Source organism: Streptomyces sp. NBC_00576, from assembly GCF_036345175.1.
GTDB lineage: Bacteria > Actinomycetota > Actinomycetes > Streptomycetales > Streptomycetaceae > Streptomyces.
In genome coordinates this window covers 1,506,214-1,525,689 of the sequence record NZ_CP107780.1, presented here as the reverse complement: position 1 = coordinate 1,525,689, position 19,476 = coordinate 1,506,214, and the positions used below count along the sequence as shown (strand labels likewise).

14 protein-coding genes and 2 pseudogenes are annotated in these 19,476 nt (G+C 68.5%); 8 read left to right on the top strand and 8 right to left on the bottom strand.

Going from position 1 to position 19,476, the window contains the following annotated elements:
- The first annotated feature begins 107 nt into the window (after positions 1-107).
- On the top strand, positions 108-839 hold the full coding sequence (locus tag OG734_RS06435; RefSeq protein ID WP_330286488.1) for an IclR family transcriptional regulator: 732 nt from the start codon (positions 108-110) through the stop codon (positions 837-839).
- 494 nt (positions 840-1,333) lie between these two features.
- On the opposite strand, the gene OG734_RS06430 is transcribed toward OG734_RS06435, so the two are convergent.
- Positions 1,334-2,353: a DUF3048 domain-containing protein gene (locus OG734_RS06430; RefSeq protein WP_330286487.1), complete on the bottom strand. Its 1,020-nt coding sequence runs from the start codon at positions 2,351-2,353 to the stop codon at positions 1,334-1,336.
- A gap of 202 nt (positions 2,354-2,555) precedes the next feature.
- Here OG734_RS06430 and OG734_RS06425 point away from each other — a divergent pair, with 202 nt between their 5' ends.
- From OG734_RS06425 to OG734_RS06410, 4 genes are read left to right on the top strand one after another with little or no spacing between them, the layout of a single operon-like run.
- Positions 2,556-4,085 (top strand): integrase, encoded by a 1,530-nt coding sequence (locus OG734_RS06425; protein WP_330286486.1) that lies wholly within the window; start codon positions 2,556-2,558, stop codon positions 4,083-4,085.
- On the top strand, positions 4,082-5,815 hold the full coding sequence (locus OG734_RS06420) for a hypothetical protein (protein WP_330286485.1): 1,734 nt from the start codon (positions 4,082-4,084) through the stop codon (positions 5,813-5,815). Before OG734_RS06425 ends, OG734_RS06420 begins: the two co-directional genes overlap by 4 nt.
- Positions 5,812-7,650 carry an integrase gene (locus OG734_RS06415; protein WP_330286484.1) on the top strand — a complete coding sequence of 613 codons (1,839 nt, stop codon included), beginning with the start codon at positions 5,812-5,814 and terminating at the stop codon, positions 7,648-7,650. The genes OG734_RS06420 and OG734_RS06415 overlap by 4 nt, the downstream gene beginning before the upstream one ends.
- A complete protein-coding gene (locus OG734_RS06410) occupies positions 7,647-8,057 on the top strand; it encodes a hypothetical protein (RefSeq protein WP_330286483.1) in 411 nt (136 codons plus the stop codon). The genes OG734_RS06415 and OG734_RS06410 overlap by 4 nt, the downstream gene beginning before the upstream one ends.
- A 234-nt stretch (positions 8,058-8,291) precedes the next feature.
- On the opposite strand, the gene OG734_RS06405 is transcribed toward OG734_RS06410, so the two are convergent.
- Positions 8,292-8,582 carry a hypothetical protein gene (locus tag OG734_RS06405; RefSeq protein WP_330286482.1) on the bottom strand — a complete coding sequence of 97 codons (291 nt, stop codon included), beginning with the start codon at positions 8,580-8,582 and terminating at the stop codon, positions 8,292-8,294.
- Positions 8,583-8,656: 74 nt separating this feature from the next.
- On the opposite strand from OG734_RS06405, the pseudogene OG734_RS06400 reads away from it, so the two are divergent.
- Positions 8,657-8,799, top strand: a pseudogene (locus tag OG734_RS06400) (IS21-like element helper ATPase IstB); the annotation flags it as partial.
- A 313-nt stretch (positions 8,800-9,112) separates the two neighbouring features.
- Positions 9,113-10,132: a GNAT family N-acetyltransferase gene (locus tag OG734_RS06395; protein ID WP_330286481.1), complete on the top strand. Its 1,020-nt coding sequence runs from the start codon at positions 9,113-9,115 to the stop codon at positions 10,130-10,132.
- A gap of 67 nt (positions 10,133-10,199) precedes the next feature.
- Here the strand turns inward: OG734_RS06395 and OG734_RS06390 are convergent, their stop codons facing one another.
- The 4 genes and pseudogenes from OG734_RS06390 to OG734_RS06380 form a co-directional block, all read right to left on the bottom strand.
- Positions 10,200-11,117, bottom strand: coding sequence for an aminoglycoside phosphotransferase family protein (locus tag OG734_RS06390; RefSeq protein ID WP_330286480.1), 918 nt, complete (start codon positions 11,115-11,117; stop codon positions 10,200-10,202).
- Between the two features lie 213 nt (positions 11,118-11,330).
- Positions 11,331-11,405: pseudogene (locus tag OG734_RS47895) on the bottom strand (integrase); the annotation flags it as partial.
- 142 nt (positions 11,406-11,547) lie between these two features.
- On the bottom strand, positions 11,548-12,147 hold the full coding sequence (locus tag OG734_RS06385; protein WP_330286479.1) for a DinB family protein: 600 nt from the start codon (positions 12,145-12,147) through the stop codon (positions 11,548-11,550).
- Between the two features lie 113 nt (positions 12,148-12,260).
- Positions 12,261-13,328, bottom strand: a complete 1,068-nt coding sequence (locus OG734_RS06380; protein ID WP_330286478.1) for an ATP-dependent DNA ligase — start codon at positions 13,326-13,328, stop codon at positions 12,261-12,263.
- Positions 13,329-13,402: 74 nt separating this feature from the next.
- Between OG734_RS06380 and ligD the strand changes: the two genes are divergently transcribed.
- Positions 13,403-14,413, top strand: a complete 1,011-nt coding sequence (gene ligD / locus OG734_RS06375) for a non-homologous end-joining DNA ligase (RefSeq protein ID WP_330286477.1) — start codon at positions 13,403-13,405, stop codon at positions 14,411-14,413.
- A gap of 135 nt (positions 14,414-14,548) precedes the next feature.
- Here the strand turns inward: ligD and OG734_RS06370 are convergent, their stop codons facing one another.
- Positions 14,549-16,708, bottom strand: a complete 2,160-nt coding sequence (locus tag OG734_RS06370) for an OmpL47-type beta-barrel domain-containing protein (RefSeq protein WP_330293585.1) — start codon at positions 16,706-16,708, stop codon at positions 14,549-14,551.
- A 56-nt stretch (positions 16,709-16,764) separates the two neighbouring features.
- A complete protein-coding gene (locus OG734_RS06365; RefSeq protein WP_330293584.1) occupies positions 16,765-19,269 on the bottom strand; it encodes a ThuA domain-containing protein in 2,505 nt (834 codons plus the stop codon).
- Positions 19,270-19,476 lie beyond the last annotated feature (207 nt).

The following is a 19,476-nucleotide window of genomic DNA, read 5'->3' as shown; positions in this document are numbered from 1 at the left end:
AGACCGCCGCCCGGACCACGGGGCGGTCCGGAGCCGAGGGGGTAACAGGGATGGCAGCCGGAGGGTCCGGGGCAGGGCCGGCCGCAGGGGAGTCCGAACCCGCGGGGATGCGTACCGTCCAGCGGGCCATCGACGTTCTCGGGCTCTTCGACGAGGTCCGGCCCGCGCTGTCCCTCCGCGAGATCGTCAGCGCCTCCGGGCTGCCGAAGACCACCGTGCTGCGACTGCTCCAGACCTTGCGGATCAACGGACTGCTCTGGGTCGACGAGCACGGCCGGTACATAGCGGGCCCCGCGCTGCTGCGCTGGTCCCGGCTCGCCGAACAGGCGTGGCGACTGCCGGCCGCGGCCCAGGGGCTGCTGCGCGACCTCGCCGCCGAGCACAAGGAGACGGTGCATCTGTATGTGCGCCGGGACATCCACCGCGTCTGCATCGCCCAGGAGGAGGGACCGCAGGCACTGCGCCAGGTCGTCCGGGTGGGCGACGAACTCCCGCTGTGGGCGGGCGGCGTGGCCAAGGCGTTGCTGCTGGACGCCCCGGACCCGCTGCTGCTTCGGATCGCGGAGGCCTCACCGCGCGGGGCCGGACATCTGGCGACCCTGCGTACCTGGATCGAGGAAGCCCGCGCCCACGGGTACGCCGTGAGCCACGGAGAGCGCGAGGAGGGGCTGTCGGCGGTGGCCGTGCCGGTATGGGGGAGAAGCGGGGCCGTGCTGGCCGCGCTGTCCTTCGGCGGGCCGAGTACACGGTTCACGCCGGAGCGGGTGACCCGGTTCGCGGCGGCGCTGCGCGGGGCGGCGGAGGAACTGGCGCGGGCGGGGCTGCCGTTCGAGGCATAGTGCTCCGCTGGATGTGCTGCGGCCGCCACAGGTTCGGTGTGGCTGATCGCGTCCTTGCCGCGCGGCGGCGCTGTGCGGGGCGGTGGGGGAGTTGGCGCGGGCGGGGTTGGCGTTCGAGGCATTGTGCTGCGCTGGATGTGCTGCGGCCGCCACAGGTTCGGTGTGGCTGATCGCGTCCTTGCCGCGCGGCGGCGCTGTGCGGGGCGGTGGGGGAGTTGGCGCGGGCGGGGTTGCCGTTCGAGGCATTGTGCTGCGCTGGATGTGCTGCGGCCGCCACAGGTTCGGTGTGGCTGATCGCGTCCTTGCCGCGCGGCGGCGCTGTGCGGGGCGGTGGGGGAGTTGGCGCGGGCGGGGTTGCCGTTCACGGTGGCGTGATGCGGCCACCGCGGGTCCCCTGTGGCTGGTCGCGCCCGCGCGGCGGAGCCGCCGTTTTCGGCGTCGACTGGGCCGACATCGGAGGACCGCCCCGCACATCAGACATCAGGCCGTACGCGTCACGCCGTCGCGAACACCACCCACACCTGGCCCTTCGCGAAGTTCACCGGTGTACCGTCCGCCGTCGTGAAGTCCGTTCCCTCCGCGGCCGACCCGCGCCGCCACTCCACGTCGAACGCCCGCCCGTCGCGCAGGACTTGGGCCCGGCCCGAGCCGACGGACTGGGTGTACGGCGAGTTGTTGCCGAGGACGTCGTGGAATTTCGACTCGCGCACCTTCACGTACTGCACGACGACCGTCGCTGCGGCGATCCGCTTGTCGTCGGTCGTGTTGTCGTCGGTCGTGACGGTCGGGGTGCCGTCCATCGACACCAGCCAGCCGTGCCGGTCGGCGGACCAGGTGAACGTGAAGCGCGCCGACGGGAAGCGGACGGTGCGCGATTCCGCTGGAGTCCCGCCCGCGGGTGCGGCGCCGTAACGGAAGCCGGTCGTCAGCGCGTCCGGTCCCGGCGCGGCGGCGATCAGTCGTTGCGGCCGCAGGTACAGGTTGTGCGGCGCCGCTCGGTCCGCGCCCCGGTAGTAGACGCCGGACGCCGCCGACTCCGGGGACTCGGCGTTCAGGGGAGCCCGGTCGATCAGTGGCAGCAGCTTGCGCTGGGCCCCGGAGAAGGCGAGCGTCGGGTCGTCGAACTGGCGCAGCAGCTCCAGATCGGTCTCGCGTGCGCTGCGCACCGGTCCGACGGCCTCCGGCAGCCGGGTCGCGTAGACCGCCATCAGCCGGCTCAGACCGCCCTCGACCTGCTCGGCGTACACGATGTCCGCCGCCTCCAGGCCCGTCTGGGGGCGGGCCGCGTGGACGTTGTCGATCTTCACTGCGAGGACGGAGCCGACGCTCGGGGTGTGCGATTCGCGGTGGTCGGGATCCTGGCTCCGGCTGTGGGTCTGTCCGCGCCCGTCGTCGGAGGGGCGGTCATCCGATGTGCAGCCGGCCATCAAGGAGGCCGTGACAGCGGCTGCCAGCAGCGCCGCCGTGGTCGTTCCACGGCGCCGCGTCCCTATCGTTCGCGCTATATGTCCCATGTCCACCGTCGCCACCAGGTCCGTACCTACGATTGTGCGCTTATCAGGTCATAGGTGGCTATACCCTGATCGGTCCTGCTTGCGCCCGCTGAAGAGGCCGAACGGTTCACGGAGGAGGTGCCCGACGGGTGTCCTCAGCCCTGCGGGCCGAGGACGTCTTCCCTGATGCTTGAGTGTGTTCAAGCATCAGGAGAGGTGTTCGTTGAGCGAGTGGCGTGTGGTGTGGGTGCCTGATCCGGGGCGGTGGGGGACGCTGCGGACGAAGGGCGTCTTGGGGGTACAGGATCTGCCGGGGGCGGTGGCCCGGATCGGTCTGCGGCCGGGTGATCCGGTGTTCTTGACGCCGGATTGCACGGTGGACCGGGTCTTGCTGGAATACGTTCGGTCTGCTGAATTTCAGTTATTGGAGCGGGAATCAAAGCGGAATTACGCGTCGGACACCAGGCTGCTTCTGACGTTCCTGTCCTCGCGTGGGGTGCCGTGGCGGGAGGCAACGAGACAGGATCTGAGGGACTACCGGCATTGGAGATGTCGGGCTCCGGAGAATCCGGGCCGGATCGGCGGATCGAAGTGGGACCGTGAGGCGGCCGCGTTCACCAAGCTGTTCAAGTGGGGGAGGGTCTACCCGCTGCCTGTGGACGTCTCGCGTTCCGAGGACCGGGCTGCGGACTCGGTGAGTTCGCGGGTGTCGTGGCTGACGCCGCGGACCTGGGGTTTGTGGTCGGACGTCGGGCTGCGGGGCCACGCCCGCGTCGGGATGGCGCTCCCCGGGTGGGAGTCGCGGACGGAGCTGCGCAACACCAGCTTTGTGCAACTACTACTCAGTTCAGGTCTGCGCCGTCAGGAGGGCGGGGCCCTGCTGGTCTTCGAGTTGCCCACCCAGCGACTTCGTTCCGGCCGTTACCTGCACGGCCGCGTTGCGGGGGCCTTGACCAGGGCGAAGAAGAGCCGGACGTACTACGCTTCCGTGGACGCGGTCGGGCAGGTTGAGGCCTATGCCATGTCGGAGCGGGCGTGGGCGGTGCAGCGAGCCCAGGCGGCGGGCCGCTATGAGCGGCTGCCCATGATGCGGCTGGTCACGAAGGTGACGCGTGGCCTGAAGCCGAAGGTCGAGTGGGTGGAGCGTGATGGCGTTGTCGGCGGGCAGGAACTGAGCCGACTGGACTGGCGTGAGCGGCAGTGGTTGTTTCTGGAGGGTCCGGATGGGCCGGAGCCTGCGTGGTTGTGGCTGACCGAGGAAGGCCTGCCGATGGCCCCGGACCGGTGGAACGGCGTGTTCAGGAACGCGAACCTGCGCTGCGAGGAAGTCCTCCTCGCCCCAGAAGAGCTGGAGATTAAGCGGGAGTTCCGGCTCTCGGAGGTTCGCGGCAAGAGCCCGTACGCGACACCTCACTCGGCGCGCCACTCGATGGCCCTCTACATGCTGATTCTGCTGAACGAACTGTTCGAGTCCCGCTATGGGCTGACGAAGAAGGACCGGCGGGACTTCGCCCTGTTGTTCGGCGACCCGTGGTGGCTGGTGAAGACGCTGTTGGGGCATTCGGATGTGGAGACGACGAAACGCCACTACCTCGCGCCTGTCGCCCACCTGCAGCTGGAGTCGATCCTCGCTGCTGCGGAGACCTCGGACGAGGGCAAGGAAGTTGAGGACCTGGACGGCATCTTCACGAGGTTGGCTCGGGAGTCGGGGAGCATTCAGGACATCGACGCGCTCCTTGAGGGGACCTCGTGACCGGCCGTGGCCGGCTGGCCGTCTTGCCCCCACCCGATCATTGCACTGACCCCCCGCTGGCCCTGCGCGAGCTGGTGGTGACGGTCGTCAACAAGGCCGGACTCAAGAAGGAGTACGACTTCGCCGATCTGCCGGTCCCGGAACCGATGCAGCGCTCCTTGGCCGAAGTTTTCGCCGACCAGTCCCGTTGCTGGACAGCCCATGCATCCGCGACCACCTTCTGGGAGAAGCTCCTGGTGTTCGCGCGGTTCCTGTCCGAGCAGGAGAGCCCGCCGCAGGATCTGGACGGCTTGACCGCGGCCATGCTCAAGCGCTGGCGGGCTCGGCACATCGCCACCAACACCGGCAGACACACACTGCAGATGATTCGCCAACTGCTGCTGCGGGACTTGCGGCTGATCAGCGGTCCAGTGGCGGAGGAACTCGCACGCCGCGTCCCGGCCCCGGTCCCCAGCAAGCAGTCGTACGGAAAGGAGGAACGGGAACGGGTGCTGTTGGCCGCGCAACGACAGTTCCGCGCGGCCTGGATGCGAATCCGCGAGAACACCCAGTTGCTTGAGCGCTGGCGGGCCGGGGGCCTGGACAGGAAGAGCCGTGAGTGGCGCCTCGGCCAGGTGCTGGACCATCTCGCACAGACCGGCGACGTTCCCCGGGGGCAGCTTCCCGGCGGCCAGAGCTACCTGAAGGACCGCGGGCTTCTGGGTGGAACGAAGCGCGAGCTGACGTGGGGACGGTTGTTCGCGACCCGCGGGGAGCTGACGGCGCTGACAGTGCTGCTGACAGACCGGTTCGGGTGGAACTTGTCCGTCTACGACCACATGCCTGCCCCGACTACGGCACCATCCGCCGGGGACGCCAAAGCGGTGACCTACGAGGTGAGGCTGGAGAAGCGCCGGAGGGGAAGCGGCCACTGGTTCTCCACGGAGAACATCACTGACTCCGGCGCGGACTCTCCAGGGCGGCTGATCACCCAGGCGCTGGAGGCCACCATGCATGGACGCGCGCTGGCCGCCGTCCTGGCCCCGGGCACCGACCTGCTGATGACCGGCCGGTCTGGCAACGTGGGGCGCGGCCACCAGGACCTGGATCGGCCCCAGCCGATCGGCCCGCTGTTCTTCGGCATCTCTGGCGGCGACGGACAGGCATGGGCCCAGCGTCACCAGTTGGGCGGGGCGCCGTTCCAGCGGACCCGGCGGACGACAGTGACGCGTGAGGGCAGGCCACTGCAGCACACCCAGGGCACCCACGAGAGCGTCTACGTCCTGCCTGACGAGCACGTCCAGCGCGCCTCCCAGAAGGTCTTCGAGGACGGCGTCAAGGAAGCTCTGGAACAGGCCCAGGCCGCCGTCTTCGGCGGTCGCCTGACCGTGGCTCCGGACACCGCCCACCAGGAAACCGCCACTGCGGACTGCTCGGACGAGACCACCAGTCCCTGGCCGAGCCCCGATGGCGGCTGCGGGGCAGACTTCCTGCTCTGCCTGGCCTGCCCGAACGCGCACGTTCATCCCGGCCACCACCCCCGCCTCGCCCACCTCCACCAGAAGATCCGGAGTCTGTGCTCCACCCTGCCCGACCATGCATGGATCGCGCACTGGCGAGACCACCTGTTGCGGTTGGAGGACCTGCGCGACAAGCTCGGTCCTGCCGCCTGGGCGGCTGCCTTGACGCAGGTCAGCGGGGCCGACCGGGCCCTCGTCGCGCTGCTGCTGAAAGGAGACCTGGCTCCGTGACCGTCCCGGTCGCTGAGGACGACCCGTATCTGCTGCCGATACCCACCCCGGACAGCCCCGTCGTGCTGCCGAAGTGGATCAGCCCCGGCAACGTTCACCCTGTGTCCAGCTACCAGGACCTCGTCTGGTCGCTCGCCCCGCTCATCGACAATCCCAGCACCAGCCTCTGCAAGGTCGACTGGATGAAGTGCCCCGAGGAGCTCCGCAGTCAGGTGAGGGTGACGGCCTGGACGATGATCAACGGCGAACTCAGACCCACCTACCTCAAGACCCGCCCAGCGACAGCACGGGCCCGCGGTTCCGTCGAGGACATGCAGGACACATGCCGCCAGTGGATACGGCTGGCCCGCTGGCTGCGCGCACGTGGCATCACCGACCTCGCGGCCTGCACCGAGGACGAGTGGCGCGCTTACGCGACCGAACGCTGCACCAGTGGGATCGGCCGCGTCCGAGCCGAGAGAATCCTCGGCCAGCTGACAGATCTGTGGGCGTTCGACCAGCTCTCCGCTCACCCCTTCGGGTTCACCCGGCCCCCCTGGGAGTTCGAAGGCATCGATGACTTCCTCCCAGGAGCTGACGCCGAGACCGCTGGGGAGAACACGACCGAGCCGCTGGATCCCCAGGTCATTGGACCGCTGCTGGTCTGGGCGATCCGGGTCGTCGAGGATCTCTCCCCGGACATCATGGCTGCCTGGGGCGAGAACCGCCGGTTGACCGCACTCGCGGCCACCACCAGCGCCAGCCCGGCGGGAAGAGCTGCCTTGGAGGCATACCTGCTGCCGCTCATCCGCAGAGGCTCGCCGCTGCCGGCACACGACACCCATCGTCCGACCGCCGTGCTGGCTCGTGCGTTCATCGCAGCCACGACGGGCGCGAGCGTCAACCAAGTGGATCAGTACGCGAAAATGCACGGGCTGGCCGCGCTGGCAGCCGAACGGCCTGGCCCGTGTCTGCTGCAGCTGTCAGTAACCGGGCGGATCCACGGACAGCCCTGGCGTCGCCACCTGGAATTCGCCGAGGCCGCAGCCTTGATGCGGCATCTGGGCACCGCTGCCATGATCATCTGCCTCTACCTGACAGGTATGCGCCCGCAGGAAGTACAGGGACTGCGGTCTGGCTGCTGCCCTGACCCCGAGCCCAACCCCGACGGCACCCCGGGGCGGCACCTGATCCGCAGCCACCACTACAAGAACGTCACCAACACCGACGGCCACCACGTCTCCGCCGGCGAGGAACGCAAGGTCCCCTGGGTCCAGTACGGGCACATGCGCACGGTCCTGGACGCCCGCGCCTCCAGCGGTTACGCGAGCCGCAGCCGCGGCGGCATCCACAGTGTTCTCGACATTGAGACCGCCCTCGCTGCCGCCGACAGCGCCGCTCGCCTTCGCGACCGGCTCGCCGCCGGGGAGAAGATCTCCGGCCCTGCCACCCGCCGGGCCCTCACAGCCGCCGCCCATACACCCCGCTTCGAAGGCCGCATCGTTCCCAGGACGTTCGCGAAGAAATCGGCGGCCTTCCTCGCCCGGGACGGCGTCGTGCTCTATGACAACCCCGACGCGTTCCTGATCTGCGCGTTCAAGCACGACAACGCGCTCTGCGAACCTGACCCGGGCGTCACCGCTCCCAGGCAGTACGCCTGCCAGCCCGGCTGCGGCAACACGGTCCGCACCGACACCCACGCCCGCCAGCTCCGTGAACGCGCCGATGAGATCGACCAGTTGGCCTCCTCGGCCCCCGACCGGATCGCCAAGCGACTACGAGCCAACGCCGACCAGCTCCGGGCCGCCGCGGACGCCCACGACACCACCGCCCAGACCGCCGAGGCCCTCTCATGAACCAGCAGCACCAAGGCGAACGCACCCGCATCCGCGAAGCCATGGATCGCCTCCTGACCGGACAGGCCACCGCCTCCAACGGCAGCCTCACCGTCGTCGCTCTCGCCGCCGAAGCCGCCGTCCACCGCATGGCTATCCTCAAGCGGCACGCCGACCTGAGAAACGAGTTCTACGAACGCGTCCGCAACGAAACCCAGCAGATCCCGGAAACCGAGAAGCGACTCCGGGAAACCGTCACCAAACTCAAGAAGACCGTCTCGAACCAGAAAGCCGAGATCGAAGAACTCCGCCAGCTGGTCACCAACCTCACCCTCGCCAACGCCGTTCTCACCCAGAACGCGGACGCTCCAACAGAACCTGACCCGGTTCCCGACAACATCGTCCCGTTCCGCCGACCCACCACCTGAAGCCCTCCCGCAGGCGGGGCCGCTCTGGTGCTCTCAGATCGGGTCGGCCTCCCCTCCTGCCCGCTTATCTAGGGGGCGAAGGGCCTCTGCACAGCTCAGAAGCATGATCGACAATGCGGGCAAGTGAGGCACAGCGTCTGTTACCGCAAGTCTTGAACCTCAGACAGGGTCGCCGCTGTGACCGTAGGCCATGGCCGCTCGGACCGTGTCGAGGTGGTCCGGGCATGAGAAGTATTACTTCGGTCGCTTGAAAAATCCGAGGCGTTTGGTCACGCGGTGGGTCGCGTGCCCTGAGAGCGTCCCTTCCATGTCCAACTCCGCGAGTCCTGCCAACTCCGCAGGCACGTAGTCGCATCCCTTGACATCGCAGGTGGGAGCGCCGTCAATTTCCGGGATCCGAAACCAATCCATAGCGATTACGTCGCGCGCCGTGATGCCGCGCACTGCCAGGTCGGCGTCACTGGCATAAAGGATCTCCTGAGGGCGTATCCGCTGGCCGTTGATGAGGTCGATATGTTGGGGCATGCCGGGACCTTACCCAGGACCGTTGGATTCTCCGCCGCTGCCACCGGAACTCCAGTGAAGCGGCCCGGGGGGCGGGCCTGAAAACGTTCACGGACTCGCGACTCTGCGTGGCCATCGTTGACAGGCTGACCTTCAACGGCGCCATCACCAAACCGGCACTGAGACCTACCTCCTCGCTCACACCAAGGCACAGGCCGAGCGGGTCGAAGCCAGCTGAACGACACCGCAAGCTGGCTCTGAACGGCTTCTCTGGCCCCAAAGGAACGAGTCCGGTGGCCCCATGAGGGTTGATCGGGAAATGAATGTTCGTCAGAATTGGCCCCAGGGGCGGTTTTGCGGTGCGAGCATCGTTGTGCTTCCGACAGTCAGGGGGCCTGGATGGACGGCCCAGTGCCGTGTCCGGATAGGTTCGCCAGTTGCCTCGGGATCGCTCCAAAGAGTCGCCGGGTACGCTCCTTCAGTCCTTGATCGAGAGGAGTTGCTCAGTGGCCCGGTTAAGCGGACCCGTTCTGCGCACCCAGAGGCTTGTGATGGAGCCGATCCGCCGCGGGGACAGCGACGATCTCTTTGAGGCCGTGGTCAGTCAGGACAGCGTCATGCGATGGCTGGCAACCGGCCGGGCGGACAGTCGATCCGCGGCCGAGGCCATGTGCGACGACCACGTCGCCCACTGGACCAGACACGGCTACGGCGACTTCGCGGTCAGGGATGCCGCAACGCACGCGTTTCTCGGCCGGGTGGGACTGCGTAATCGGGCCCAGCACGGAGTTGACCTCGGTTTCGCCGTGCACCCACGGGCCCAAGGCCGTGGGATCGCCGGCGAGGCGGGCGGTGCGTGCCTGGACCTGGCGTTTCGCCGCCTCTCGCTCCCAGCCGTTTTCGCGTTCGTCCTGCCCGGCAATACGGCCTCGATCGCGGTACTGCGCCGCCTGGGCGCCCAGGCGGACGGGACGGTACAGTCCAGTGGCCTGCAGTGTCTGCGCTACCGGTTTACCCCCGCCGCCACAGCCGCTGCGGAGCATGTGGTGGACGACGGTGGCGCGAACCTCCAGCTGATCCATGCGCCGGGCCCCGGTTCTCCGGAGGACAAAGCCGTCCGCGATGGCCTGCCCGACCCATCCGGGGTGAATGGCTTCGGTCTGGTGTGGGCTGACAAGCAGCACACCCTCACCGCTGTCTCCGAAGGCCGGCCGGTAGGTTCCATGGGATGGCTGCTGCGGGACATGGCCTTCGATGGATTGCCGCGCCGCGCCGCGGGGCTGGGCGGTGTGCTGGTGCACCCCGCCCATCGAGGCCGGGGCATCGCCCGGACGGTGATCAGCGTGGCGGTCGAGCACGCACGAGCGGCCGGCGCCGAGACGATGGTTCTGCTCTGCCGCCCGGACCTGGTCCCGCTCTACACGCAGCTGGGATGGAGCCGGCTCTCCGTGCCCGTCACCGTCCAGCAGCCCGACGGCGCACGGACCTCGCCACTGACCACCATGATCTACGACCTGGCCGGCCTGCCTCATCCCACCATCAGTGTGGACCTGTGGGGCCTGCCCTTCTGATGCTGAGCAGGATTCACTGTGCGGTCAGGCCGCTGGCATCCGCCTCGCTTCGAGATGGGAGCGGGGCCTATGCGGGAGAGGGCCAGCGCAAGTCGGATGTCAGAACACGATCGAGCGCCGCCCGGCCTGCGGGCCCCCAGGTCGGCTTGCCGCCAGGAAGGCCCCGCTCCCCGTTCTGCCCCATGAGCATAAGGAAGAGGCTCTTCATAGCGGCCAGCCCGCGGGCGCGCCGGATCGCCGCCTCGTCCGCATGCGCGTACATGTCGAAGAACCGCGAGGCTGTGCCCGCGGGGAGCAGCACCCATGCGGCGGCGAGATCCCATGCCGGATCGCCAGCGAACATGGCACCGAAGTCGACGATGCCCGAGAGTGTTCCGTCCGAGACGACGACGTTCGCGGGATGAAGGTCACCGTGCACCCACACCGGCGGGCCCTCCCACTCGGGGGCCGCAACGGAATCGTCCCAGACGGCCCGGACCTCGTTGGCAATGCCGCCGGGGACCACGGCTTCAAAGAAGTAGTCGAAGCCGTCCGTGCACTTCTTGGGGTGAGCGCCGAAGTCCGAGCTGATCGGCGCCTCGGCGGGCGCCTCCACGTGGAGAGCCCTGAGGAAGCCCGCCAGTGTGTCGGCCGCGTGGGCGCCGCGGCTGATCGAGCCGTGGTCCAGCGGCTCGCCGGGAACCCACGTCATGACGGTCCAGTGCTTGGGGAAGCGCTCGGACGGTTCGCCGAACCGCACCGGGGTCGGCACCGGGAGCGGCAGGCGCGGGGCCAGCACGGGCAGCCACCGCCGCTCCTTGAGCTGGAGCTCCGGGGTGGGGTCCATGCGCTGCATGCGCACGGCCAACTCGTCCCCGAGGCGCCACATCTGGTTGCCCCAGCCGCCCGCCACCTCGCGGATGGCCAGCTCTGCAAGGTCTGGATGTTGCTCCTGCAGCAGGTCGCGGACCAGGTCTGCGGTGATCTCGATCTCGGCTGCGGTCATGCGAAGCCACAGTACGTGAGACAGGCGGAGCAGACTCTCACTCTCCGGAATGCCCACCGCCACGCCCGTTCCGGGCGGTCCTCTCCAGAGCAAGAGGACGCCACGCTACCCGCGGGCCTGCTTCGCGGCTGGCGACCACACATGGTCACCAACAGGCTGGATTCCTCGGGGAACCGGCGACAGTTGAATACGAGCGCACACCAGTACCGAGGGCCCCTTCTCGCTGCGGATGCGGGCGCGCTCGCGGCGTTGGGCAGCCAGCACGTCGGGGTGGCGGGCATTGGCGTTGGGCTCAGGTGGAGCCAATTGACTCGTTCACGGGGGGCCCGAAGATCGCTAGCCGGGGCCAGAAGACTCGTTCCTCTGGGGCCAGAAGACTCGTTCGAAGCCACCACAAGCCGACGCCAAGGTTGGCGACAGCAGAGTGAGATCAGCCGTTACCGGCTTCCCGCGCCACACGCTCCAGACGGCTCCAGTAGCCCTCCCGCCATGCCTGATCACCTGGTGGCATGTTGTCCTTGCCCTGCAAATACCCGACGGATCCGTCAATGAGTTCCCGCACGATGTCGGCGTGGCCGGCGTGCCGCTGTGTTTCGGATATCACGCGTACCAGGATGTGGTGCAGTGTCACCTCTTGGCGTTCCTCCGGCCACCACGGGACGTGACCGATCGCGTCAAGCGTCAGCGTCGCGATCGTGCTGTTGGAGTGCCCCCACGCCTGGTGATACAGCCCCACGATCTCTTCGCGCGACTCGTCTACAGAGGCCCACATGTCTGATTCGGGTTCTGCATCCTCCGTATACCACCAGGGCGGCGGCTCTTCATTGAAGAACGGCCGCCCGAACGTGTCGCCGAAGTACCCAAGCTCCACGCTGGCGACATGTTTGACCAGCCCCAACAGGTTCGTGCCCGTGGGGGTCAGGGGGCGCCGGATGTCGTACTCCGAGAGCCCATCGAGCTTCCACAACAGGGCGCCACGCGCCTCTTGCAGATATCGGAGAAGGTCCGCTTTCGGGTTCGGTTCGATCATGCCGGGCAGTCTTGCACCCGGCACTGACAACCGGATTCCACAGTTGCCCCGCACACCGATGGCCCGCCCGAGACAACCCTGGCCTTCGGAACAGCCTGAGGAGCTGAACACACTCACTTGACAGAGAAGATCTCCGCGAGGTCGTACCCCACCGGCTCCTCCAGCTGGTCGTACGTGCAGCTGTCGGCCGTACGGTCCGGGCGCCAGCGGCGGAAACGAGCCGTGTGCCGGAAGCGGACCCCGTTCTCCATGTGGTCGTACGCCACCTCCGCCACCAGCTCGGGCCGCAGCGGGATCCACGAGAAGTCCTTCTTCGTCGACCACCGGCTAGGCGCCCCCGGCAGCCGCGCCGCCTCGTGCGCCGCCTCATCCGTCCAGGCGGCCCACGGATGCTCGCCCACGTCCGCCAGCCGGAGCGGCTCCAGCTCCTCGACGAGTTCGGCCCGCCGTCTCATCGGAAACGCGGCGCTCACCCCGACATGCTGGAGGATGCCCCGGGCGTCGTACAGCCCGAGCAGGAGCGAGCCCACGATCGGTCCGCTCTTGTGCAGCCGATACCCGGCCACGACGACATCCGCCGTCCGCTCGTGCTTGACCTTGAACATCACCCGCTCGTCCTGCCGGTAACGCAGGGTGAGCGGCTTGGCGATGATGCCGTCGAGGCCCGCCCCCTCGTACTGCTCGAACCACCGCTGCGCCACCTCGATGTCGGTGGTCGCCGGCGCCACATGAACAGGCGGGGTTACGCCCGACAACGCCATGGTGAGCAGCGCGCGCCGGTCGGTCAGCGGGGCGTCGAGGAGCGACTCGTCGCCCAGCGCCAGCAGATCGAACGCGACGAACGAGGCCGGATTCCGCTCGGCCAGCGTCCGCACCCGGGACTCGGCGGGGTGGATACGCTCGGTCAGCGCGTCGAAGTCGAGACGCCCACCGAGCGCGATCACGATCTCCCCGTCCACCACACACCGCTCGGGCAACCGCTCCCGCAGTGTCGCCACCAGCTCGGGGAAGTACCTGGTCAGCGACTTGGTGGTGCGACTCGTGACCTCGACCTCGGCGCCGTCACGGAACGCGATCGCGCGAAAGCCGTCCCACTTCGCCTCGTACTGCATGTCCGGGGGGATCTTGGCCACGGACTTGGCGAGCATCGGTTTCACGGGGGGCATGACCGGGAGATCCATGGTTCGATTCTGCGCGCGCCCGACCGTGATCGCCCGGTGTGCGAGCTTCGCGCGGTACGCCTACCGTGGCTCGCATGGGCGAAGCGGTGGAGCTGGAAGCGTTTGGTCGGACCGTGCGGCTGTCCAGCCCGGACAAGGTCTTCTTCCCGGAGCGCGGCTTCACCAAGCTCGACCTCGCCCAGTACTACCTCGCCGTCGGCCCCGGCATCCTGCGTGCGCTGCGTGACCGGCCCACCACCCTGGAGCGCTATCCGGACGGAGTGACCGGCGAGAACTTCTTCCAGAAGCGGGCGCCCAAGAACATGCCCGACTGGATTCCGACCGCCCACATCACCTTCCCCAGCGGTCGCAGCGCGGACGAGATGTGCCCGACCGAGGTCGCCGCCGTGCTGTGGGCCGCCCAGTTCGGCACCCTCACCTTCCACCCCTGGCCGGTGCGCCGCGCCGATGTCGACAGCCCCGACGAACTGCGCCTCGACCTCGACCCGCAGCCCGGTACGGACTACGGCGACGCGGTGCGCGCCGCGCACGAACTGCGGGCCGTACTCGACGAGTTCGGGGGTCTGCGCGGCTGGCCCAAGACCTCGGGCGGGCGGGGGCTGCATGTCTTCGTGCCGATCGAACCGCGATGGACGTTCACGCAGGTGCGGCGGGCGGCGATCGCCGTCGGGCGGGAGCTGGAGCGGCGGATGCCGGAGCAGGTGACCACCAAGTGGTGGAAGGAGGAACGCGGGGAGCGGATCTTCGTCGACTACAACCAGACCGCACGAGACCGCACCATCGCCTCCGCCTACTCCGTACGGCCCCGGCCGCACGCTCCGGTGTCGGCGCCCCTGAAGTGGGAGGAGGTCGGCGACGCGCGGCCGCTCGACTTCGACCTCGCGACGATGCCCGGCCGGTTCGCCCAACTCGGCGACGTCCACGCGGACATGGACGACCACGCCTTCTCCCTCGACGCCCTGCTCGAACTCGCCCGCCACGACGAACACGAGCACGGACTCGGTGACCTGCCGTATCCCCCGGAGTACCCGAAGATGCCTGGCGAGCCCAAGCGCGTACAGCCGAGCCGGGCCCGAAAGGACTGACGACGGCGATCCCGCTGGTCAGGGGACCGGGAGGCCCAGCCCCCAGCCCCCTGACCATGACGGTGACGCGCCGGACCGCCGCCTTCGCCCCCTAACTCGCCTTCATCAACACGGCAGTTGGGGACATCGTCCGCCTCACAGTTCCTTGATCCGGATGTCCCGGTACGAAACCACATCGGTCGTGCCGTGCACCTGCAGCCCGATGTACCCGGACGCGAACCGCCGCCCGTCCGTGCCCGGGTCGTCCGAGCGCGGCGGGGTGAAGTCCTGGCCGCCGGTGTTGTCGAACTCGTTGAGCAGCACGCCGTTGCGGAACACCGAGTAGTGCTGGTCGACCACCCTGATCTCGTAGTCGTTCCAGGTGCCCTTCTGCGTGACGCCCGCCCCGGCGAGCCCCACCCGGTCGAATCCGTAGAGCGAGCCCGTCTTGTACATGTCGCCGTCGGGCCGGTCGAACACCTGCACCTCGTGCCCGTACTTGATGGCGACCCACTCCGGCCGGGCCTCCTCCGGGTGACCGTGGACCCACGGGAAGCGCACGAACACACCGGAGTTGGCGTTACCGGTGCCCGGTGCGTCGTCGCGCCACTGGAGCTTCAGCGAGAAGTCGCCGTACTTCCGCTCCGGGAACCACAGCATGCCCAGGCCCTCGACCGTCGTGCCGCTGGTGATCGTCCCGTCGCCGTTCGGCGCGAACGAACCGCCGCCCACCTGCTGCCACTTGGCGAAGGACGCGGGCGTGCCGTCGAGGATCGTGCGGTACCCCTCGGTCTGGCCCGGCTTGCCGATGCCGGACGCACGGGCCGCCTCCTCGATCGCCGCGTCCTCGCGCTCATCCACGGCACCGTCCTTGAACAGCCGGTCGAGAACGGTCCGTACGTGCTTGAGGAACAGGGCGTGGGACGTCCACTCCCGTTCATCCTCGATCAACTCTCCTATCCGGCAACGGTTGTTGGTGACCCGGTTGGGAACCCCCGAGTCGACCGTGCCGACGATCACCGTCAACCGCTCGTCGTACTCCGGGCAGTTGGGCGCCGGAACCCCGCCGCCCGCCACGACCGTCAGGCTCACCGAGCGTGCGTCGCTGGTGTTGCCCGCCTTGTCGCTCGCCCGGTACGCCACGGTGTGCGCGCCCGCCCGGTCGACGACCACCGGTGCGCTGTACGCCAGATAGGGGCCGCCGTCGAGCGAGTACTCGACCGTTGCGACACCCGAGCCGCCGTGATCCGTCGCGCTGACGGTCACCTTGGCACTGTTGACGTAGGCGCCGTTCGCGTTCCGGGTGCCCTCGACGGTCACCCCGGTCACGGGCGGGACGGTGTCCTCGGCGGGCTGCGCCACGACGGTGAACGCGACGCTCTTCTCGGCGGAGACGTTGCCGGCCTTGTCGGTGGCGCGGTAGCGGACGCTGTGACTGCCCACCAGATGCACCATCACCGGGCCGGTGTACGGCTGCCAACTCCCGCTGTCCACCGCGTACTCGACCGTGTTGACCCCGGACCCGGTGTCCGAGGCGGAGACGGTGACCGTCGCCATGTCGAGATACGCCCCGGCCGGATCCTGCTCGCCGCTCACCGTCGCCGAGGTCTCCGGCGGTGCCTTGTCGTCCGTCGGCGGCGGAACCACCGTGAACGCGACGCTCTTCTCGGCTGCCGCGTTGCCCGCCTTGTCGAACGCCCGGTAACGCACCGAATGGCTGCCGATCTGGTCGATCACGACCGGTGCGGTGTACGCCTGCCAGGCGCCGTCGGTGCCGATCGCGTACTCGACCCGGTCGACGCCGGAGCCCTCGTCACTCGCGCCGATCGCCACACTCGCCGAACCGACGTACTGGCCCTGTGAGTTCTGCGCACCGGTGACATTGGCGGAGGTCTCCGGGGCCGTCGTGTCGGCGCCGCCGCCCTCCGTCACCACGAGGATGCCCTGCATCTGACCGTGGCCCGGAATCGTGCAGTAGTAGCGGTAGCGGCCGGGGGTGAGCGTGACCTCGGCGGTGTGCCGGCCGCCCTGGTCGTCGTTCGGGTTGGCGAGGATGTTCAGCGGGACATCGTTGTTGTACTCCGGGTCGGAGACGTCGAACGTCAACGTGTGGGGCATTCCCATGGTGTTGCCGGTCGCCGCACTGTTCTCGAAGACGATCGTCGTCGCGCCCGCCACCGCCGTGGCCGGTACGGAGGCGTACTTGGTGATGTCGTCGCCCGCCGTCCAGGTGAGGACCTGAGCAGCGGCGGTCGGCGCGGTGGCGGGTTCGGCAGCGGTGCGTGCCCCTGCCGCCGACGTCAGTCCGAGGACCATGAACAGGGACGCCAACAGGGCCGTCCAGAGCTGCCTGCGTCTGCGCACTGCTCGCACTACTCCGCTCCCCTCGCGAGATCGCCGACCGCGGGCGTGGGGCCGCCGCCGGTGTAAGTGACCCGCCACAGCGCCGACTTGGCGTCCGAGGTGAAGAAGCCCCGGCCGTAGTCGAGGACATAGAGCGAGCCGTCGGGACCGAACTTCCAGTCCATGAGGTTCTTGATGCCGTCGTTCCCGATCGGCACGATCTTCTTCAACGACTCGGCGTGGATGGGCAGTCCGCCGTCGCCCTGGGTCTTCAGGTCGGTCAGTACCGCGTTGCGCGGCTGGTCGGCGTCGTAGAAGTCGCCCACGAACCACTTGCCGTCCCAGTAGGCCGGCCACTTGGTGGTGCTCGCGCTCGCCGCGTCGTAGCGGTACACCGGCCCGTTCATCGCTGCCTGGCCGCCGCCCTTCAGCCACGGCAGCAAGTACGAGCTCTCCGCCTGCTTGTAGGACGGGATGCCGTTCGCGTCGCGCGGGAAGTCGGGGGCACCGCCCTGGGGCGAGTACCAGATGTTGTTGCCGGTGACGGGCGGCAGGTTGACCAGGCCGTCGTTGTTCGGCGACTCGTTCTTCGGGTGGTCGCAGTCGTACCAGCCCAGCGGCTTCGACGGATCGGGCAGATTACGGTCCCGATAGGGCTGCTTGTTGCCCATGCAGTACGGCCAACCCCGGTTCCCTGCCCGGGTGATGGCGGCGAACGTGTCGTACTTCGCCGGACCCCAGGTCGTGGAGGGCGCGCTCGCGTCCGGGCCGACCCAGCCCGCGTACAAGGTGTCGGTCGCTTTGTCGACGGAGATGCGGGCCGGGTTCCTGACCCCCATCACATAGATCTCGCCGCGAGTCCTGCCGCCGCCCTCTTCGGTCTCCCGGCCCGTGAAGAGGTTGCCCGAGGGGAGCGTGTACGTGCCGTCGGACTCCGGATGGATGCGCAGGATCTTGCCATTGAGGTTGTTGGTGTTGCCGGCGGTGCGCCGGGCGTCGGCGAACGACACGCCCTTGTAGGCAGGTTGGGGGTTGTTGCCGGAGTAACCGTCGCTGAACTGGCTGGAGTTGTTGTCACCGGTGGCGATGTACAGGTTGTCCTTTGAGTCCCAGGCCATCCCGCCGCCCGAGTGACAGCAACTGTGGATCTGCACCGGCCACTTGAGCAGCACCTTCTCGCTGTTCAGGTCGAGCCGGTTGGTGGCGAGGTCGAGGGTGAAGCGGGAGACGTACCGCTCGGCCATCCTGGTGTCGCGGTTGATCCGCGAGTGGGGCGTGTAGTGGAGATACACCCAGCCGTTGCGCTCGAAGGACGGATCGAGCTCGATGCCGAGCAGCCCCTCCTCGACCTTGATCAGCTCGTCCCCGCCCCCCTTGTTGCCGAAGACGGTCAACTCGCCCGCCAGAGTGACCTTCTTGGTCCGCGGGTCGTAGACGTGGATCTGGCCCTTGCCCTTGCCGATGGCCGGGTTGTTCCAGTCGGTCACCACCGGCTGGGAGGAGTCGGCGCCGCCCCGGCCGATGTAGAACACGCGTCCGTCGGGCGCGGTCACCAGCCCGTGCGGCTCACCGATCTGGTCGCTCTGCCCCGGCTGGTTGGGCTGCGTCAGACGCTCCGCCTTGTAACTGGCGTTGATGGTGGCCTTGCAGTCGGCCTGTGCCAGCCGGGTCGTCCACAGCAGCGCCCCGCGCAGATGGCTGCGGAAGTCCGTCTCGTCGTACGACGACACCGTGCCGCCCATACCGGTGTAGAAGGAACGTCCGCCGTCGTAGTCGCGGCACCAACTCACCGGGTGATCCCAGCCGTTGGCGCTCGCGCCGGGCTTGTACGTCGACTCGCGCACCCGGGCCACGGTGTGCACATCGCCGGAGGGGTTCTTCACCCAGTTCAGCCACTGGTCCGGCCGCTTCCACTGCGTCGGCAGCTCCTTGGTCGCCGGATGCCGCCGGTCGCCGACCTCAACGGTCGCTCGCTGTACGGCTGTTGGGCTGTCGGCCGCCGGTCGGGCGCCCAACAGGCCGGTGAACCAGTCGGAGTACGGTTCCGCCCGGGCCGCGTCATGGATGCCGACGAAACCACCGCCGGCCTCCATGTACGTCTCCAGCCCGGCTTCCTCCTCGGGGTCGAGGACATCACCGCCGCCGGTCAGGAAGACGACCGCGTTGAAGGTCCCGAGCCGGGGCCCGTCCGTGAACACGGAGGCGTCGTCCGTCGCCTCGACCTCGAAGCGCTGTTCCGCCGGGCCGGACAGCCCGATCCGCTCGATCGCCTCGATCCCGGCGTTGACGACCGGCGACTCGTCCCCGGCCGCCGCCGAACCGTGGAAGACCAGTACGCGCACGCCACTGCCGCCGGGCGGCGATTTGACGGACATCGTTGTCACCGACGGTTCGGGAGCCGGCCGCGCGCTCGCCGCGGGCCCCGACAGCAGCCCGGCGGTGACGACCGATGCGGCAACGGTGGCTGCCCAGGCCCGTCTCCGTCCGCGCCCGCTGCTTGCTCTGCTCCTCGCGCTCAACTCCCGTAAACGCATGGACTCTCGATGCGATGTGAACCGCATGTGGTCACCCACCCCTCCTCGGTCACAGCAAACGCAAAGGAAGCTAGACCTCTTTGGGCGACTCGCCAAGAGGTATGACCGGGATCGCACGAACTTTGTCCTGAGTGTGGATAAACGAGGCCGGTGTCGCTACCGTCTCACCGGTTCCTCTTGTTCCCGCTGCGCATCTTCCGTACCAGG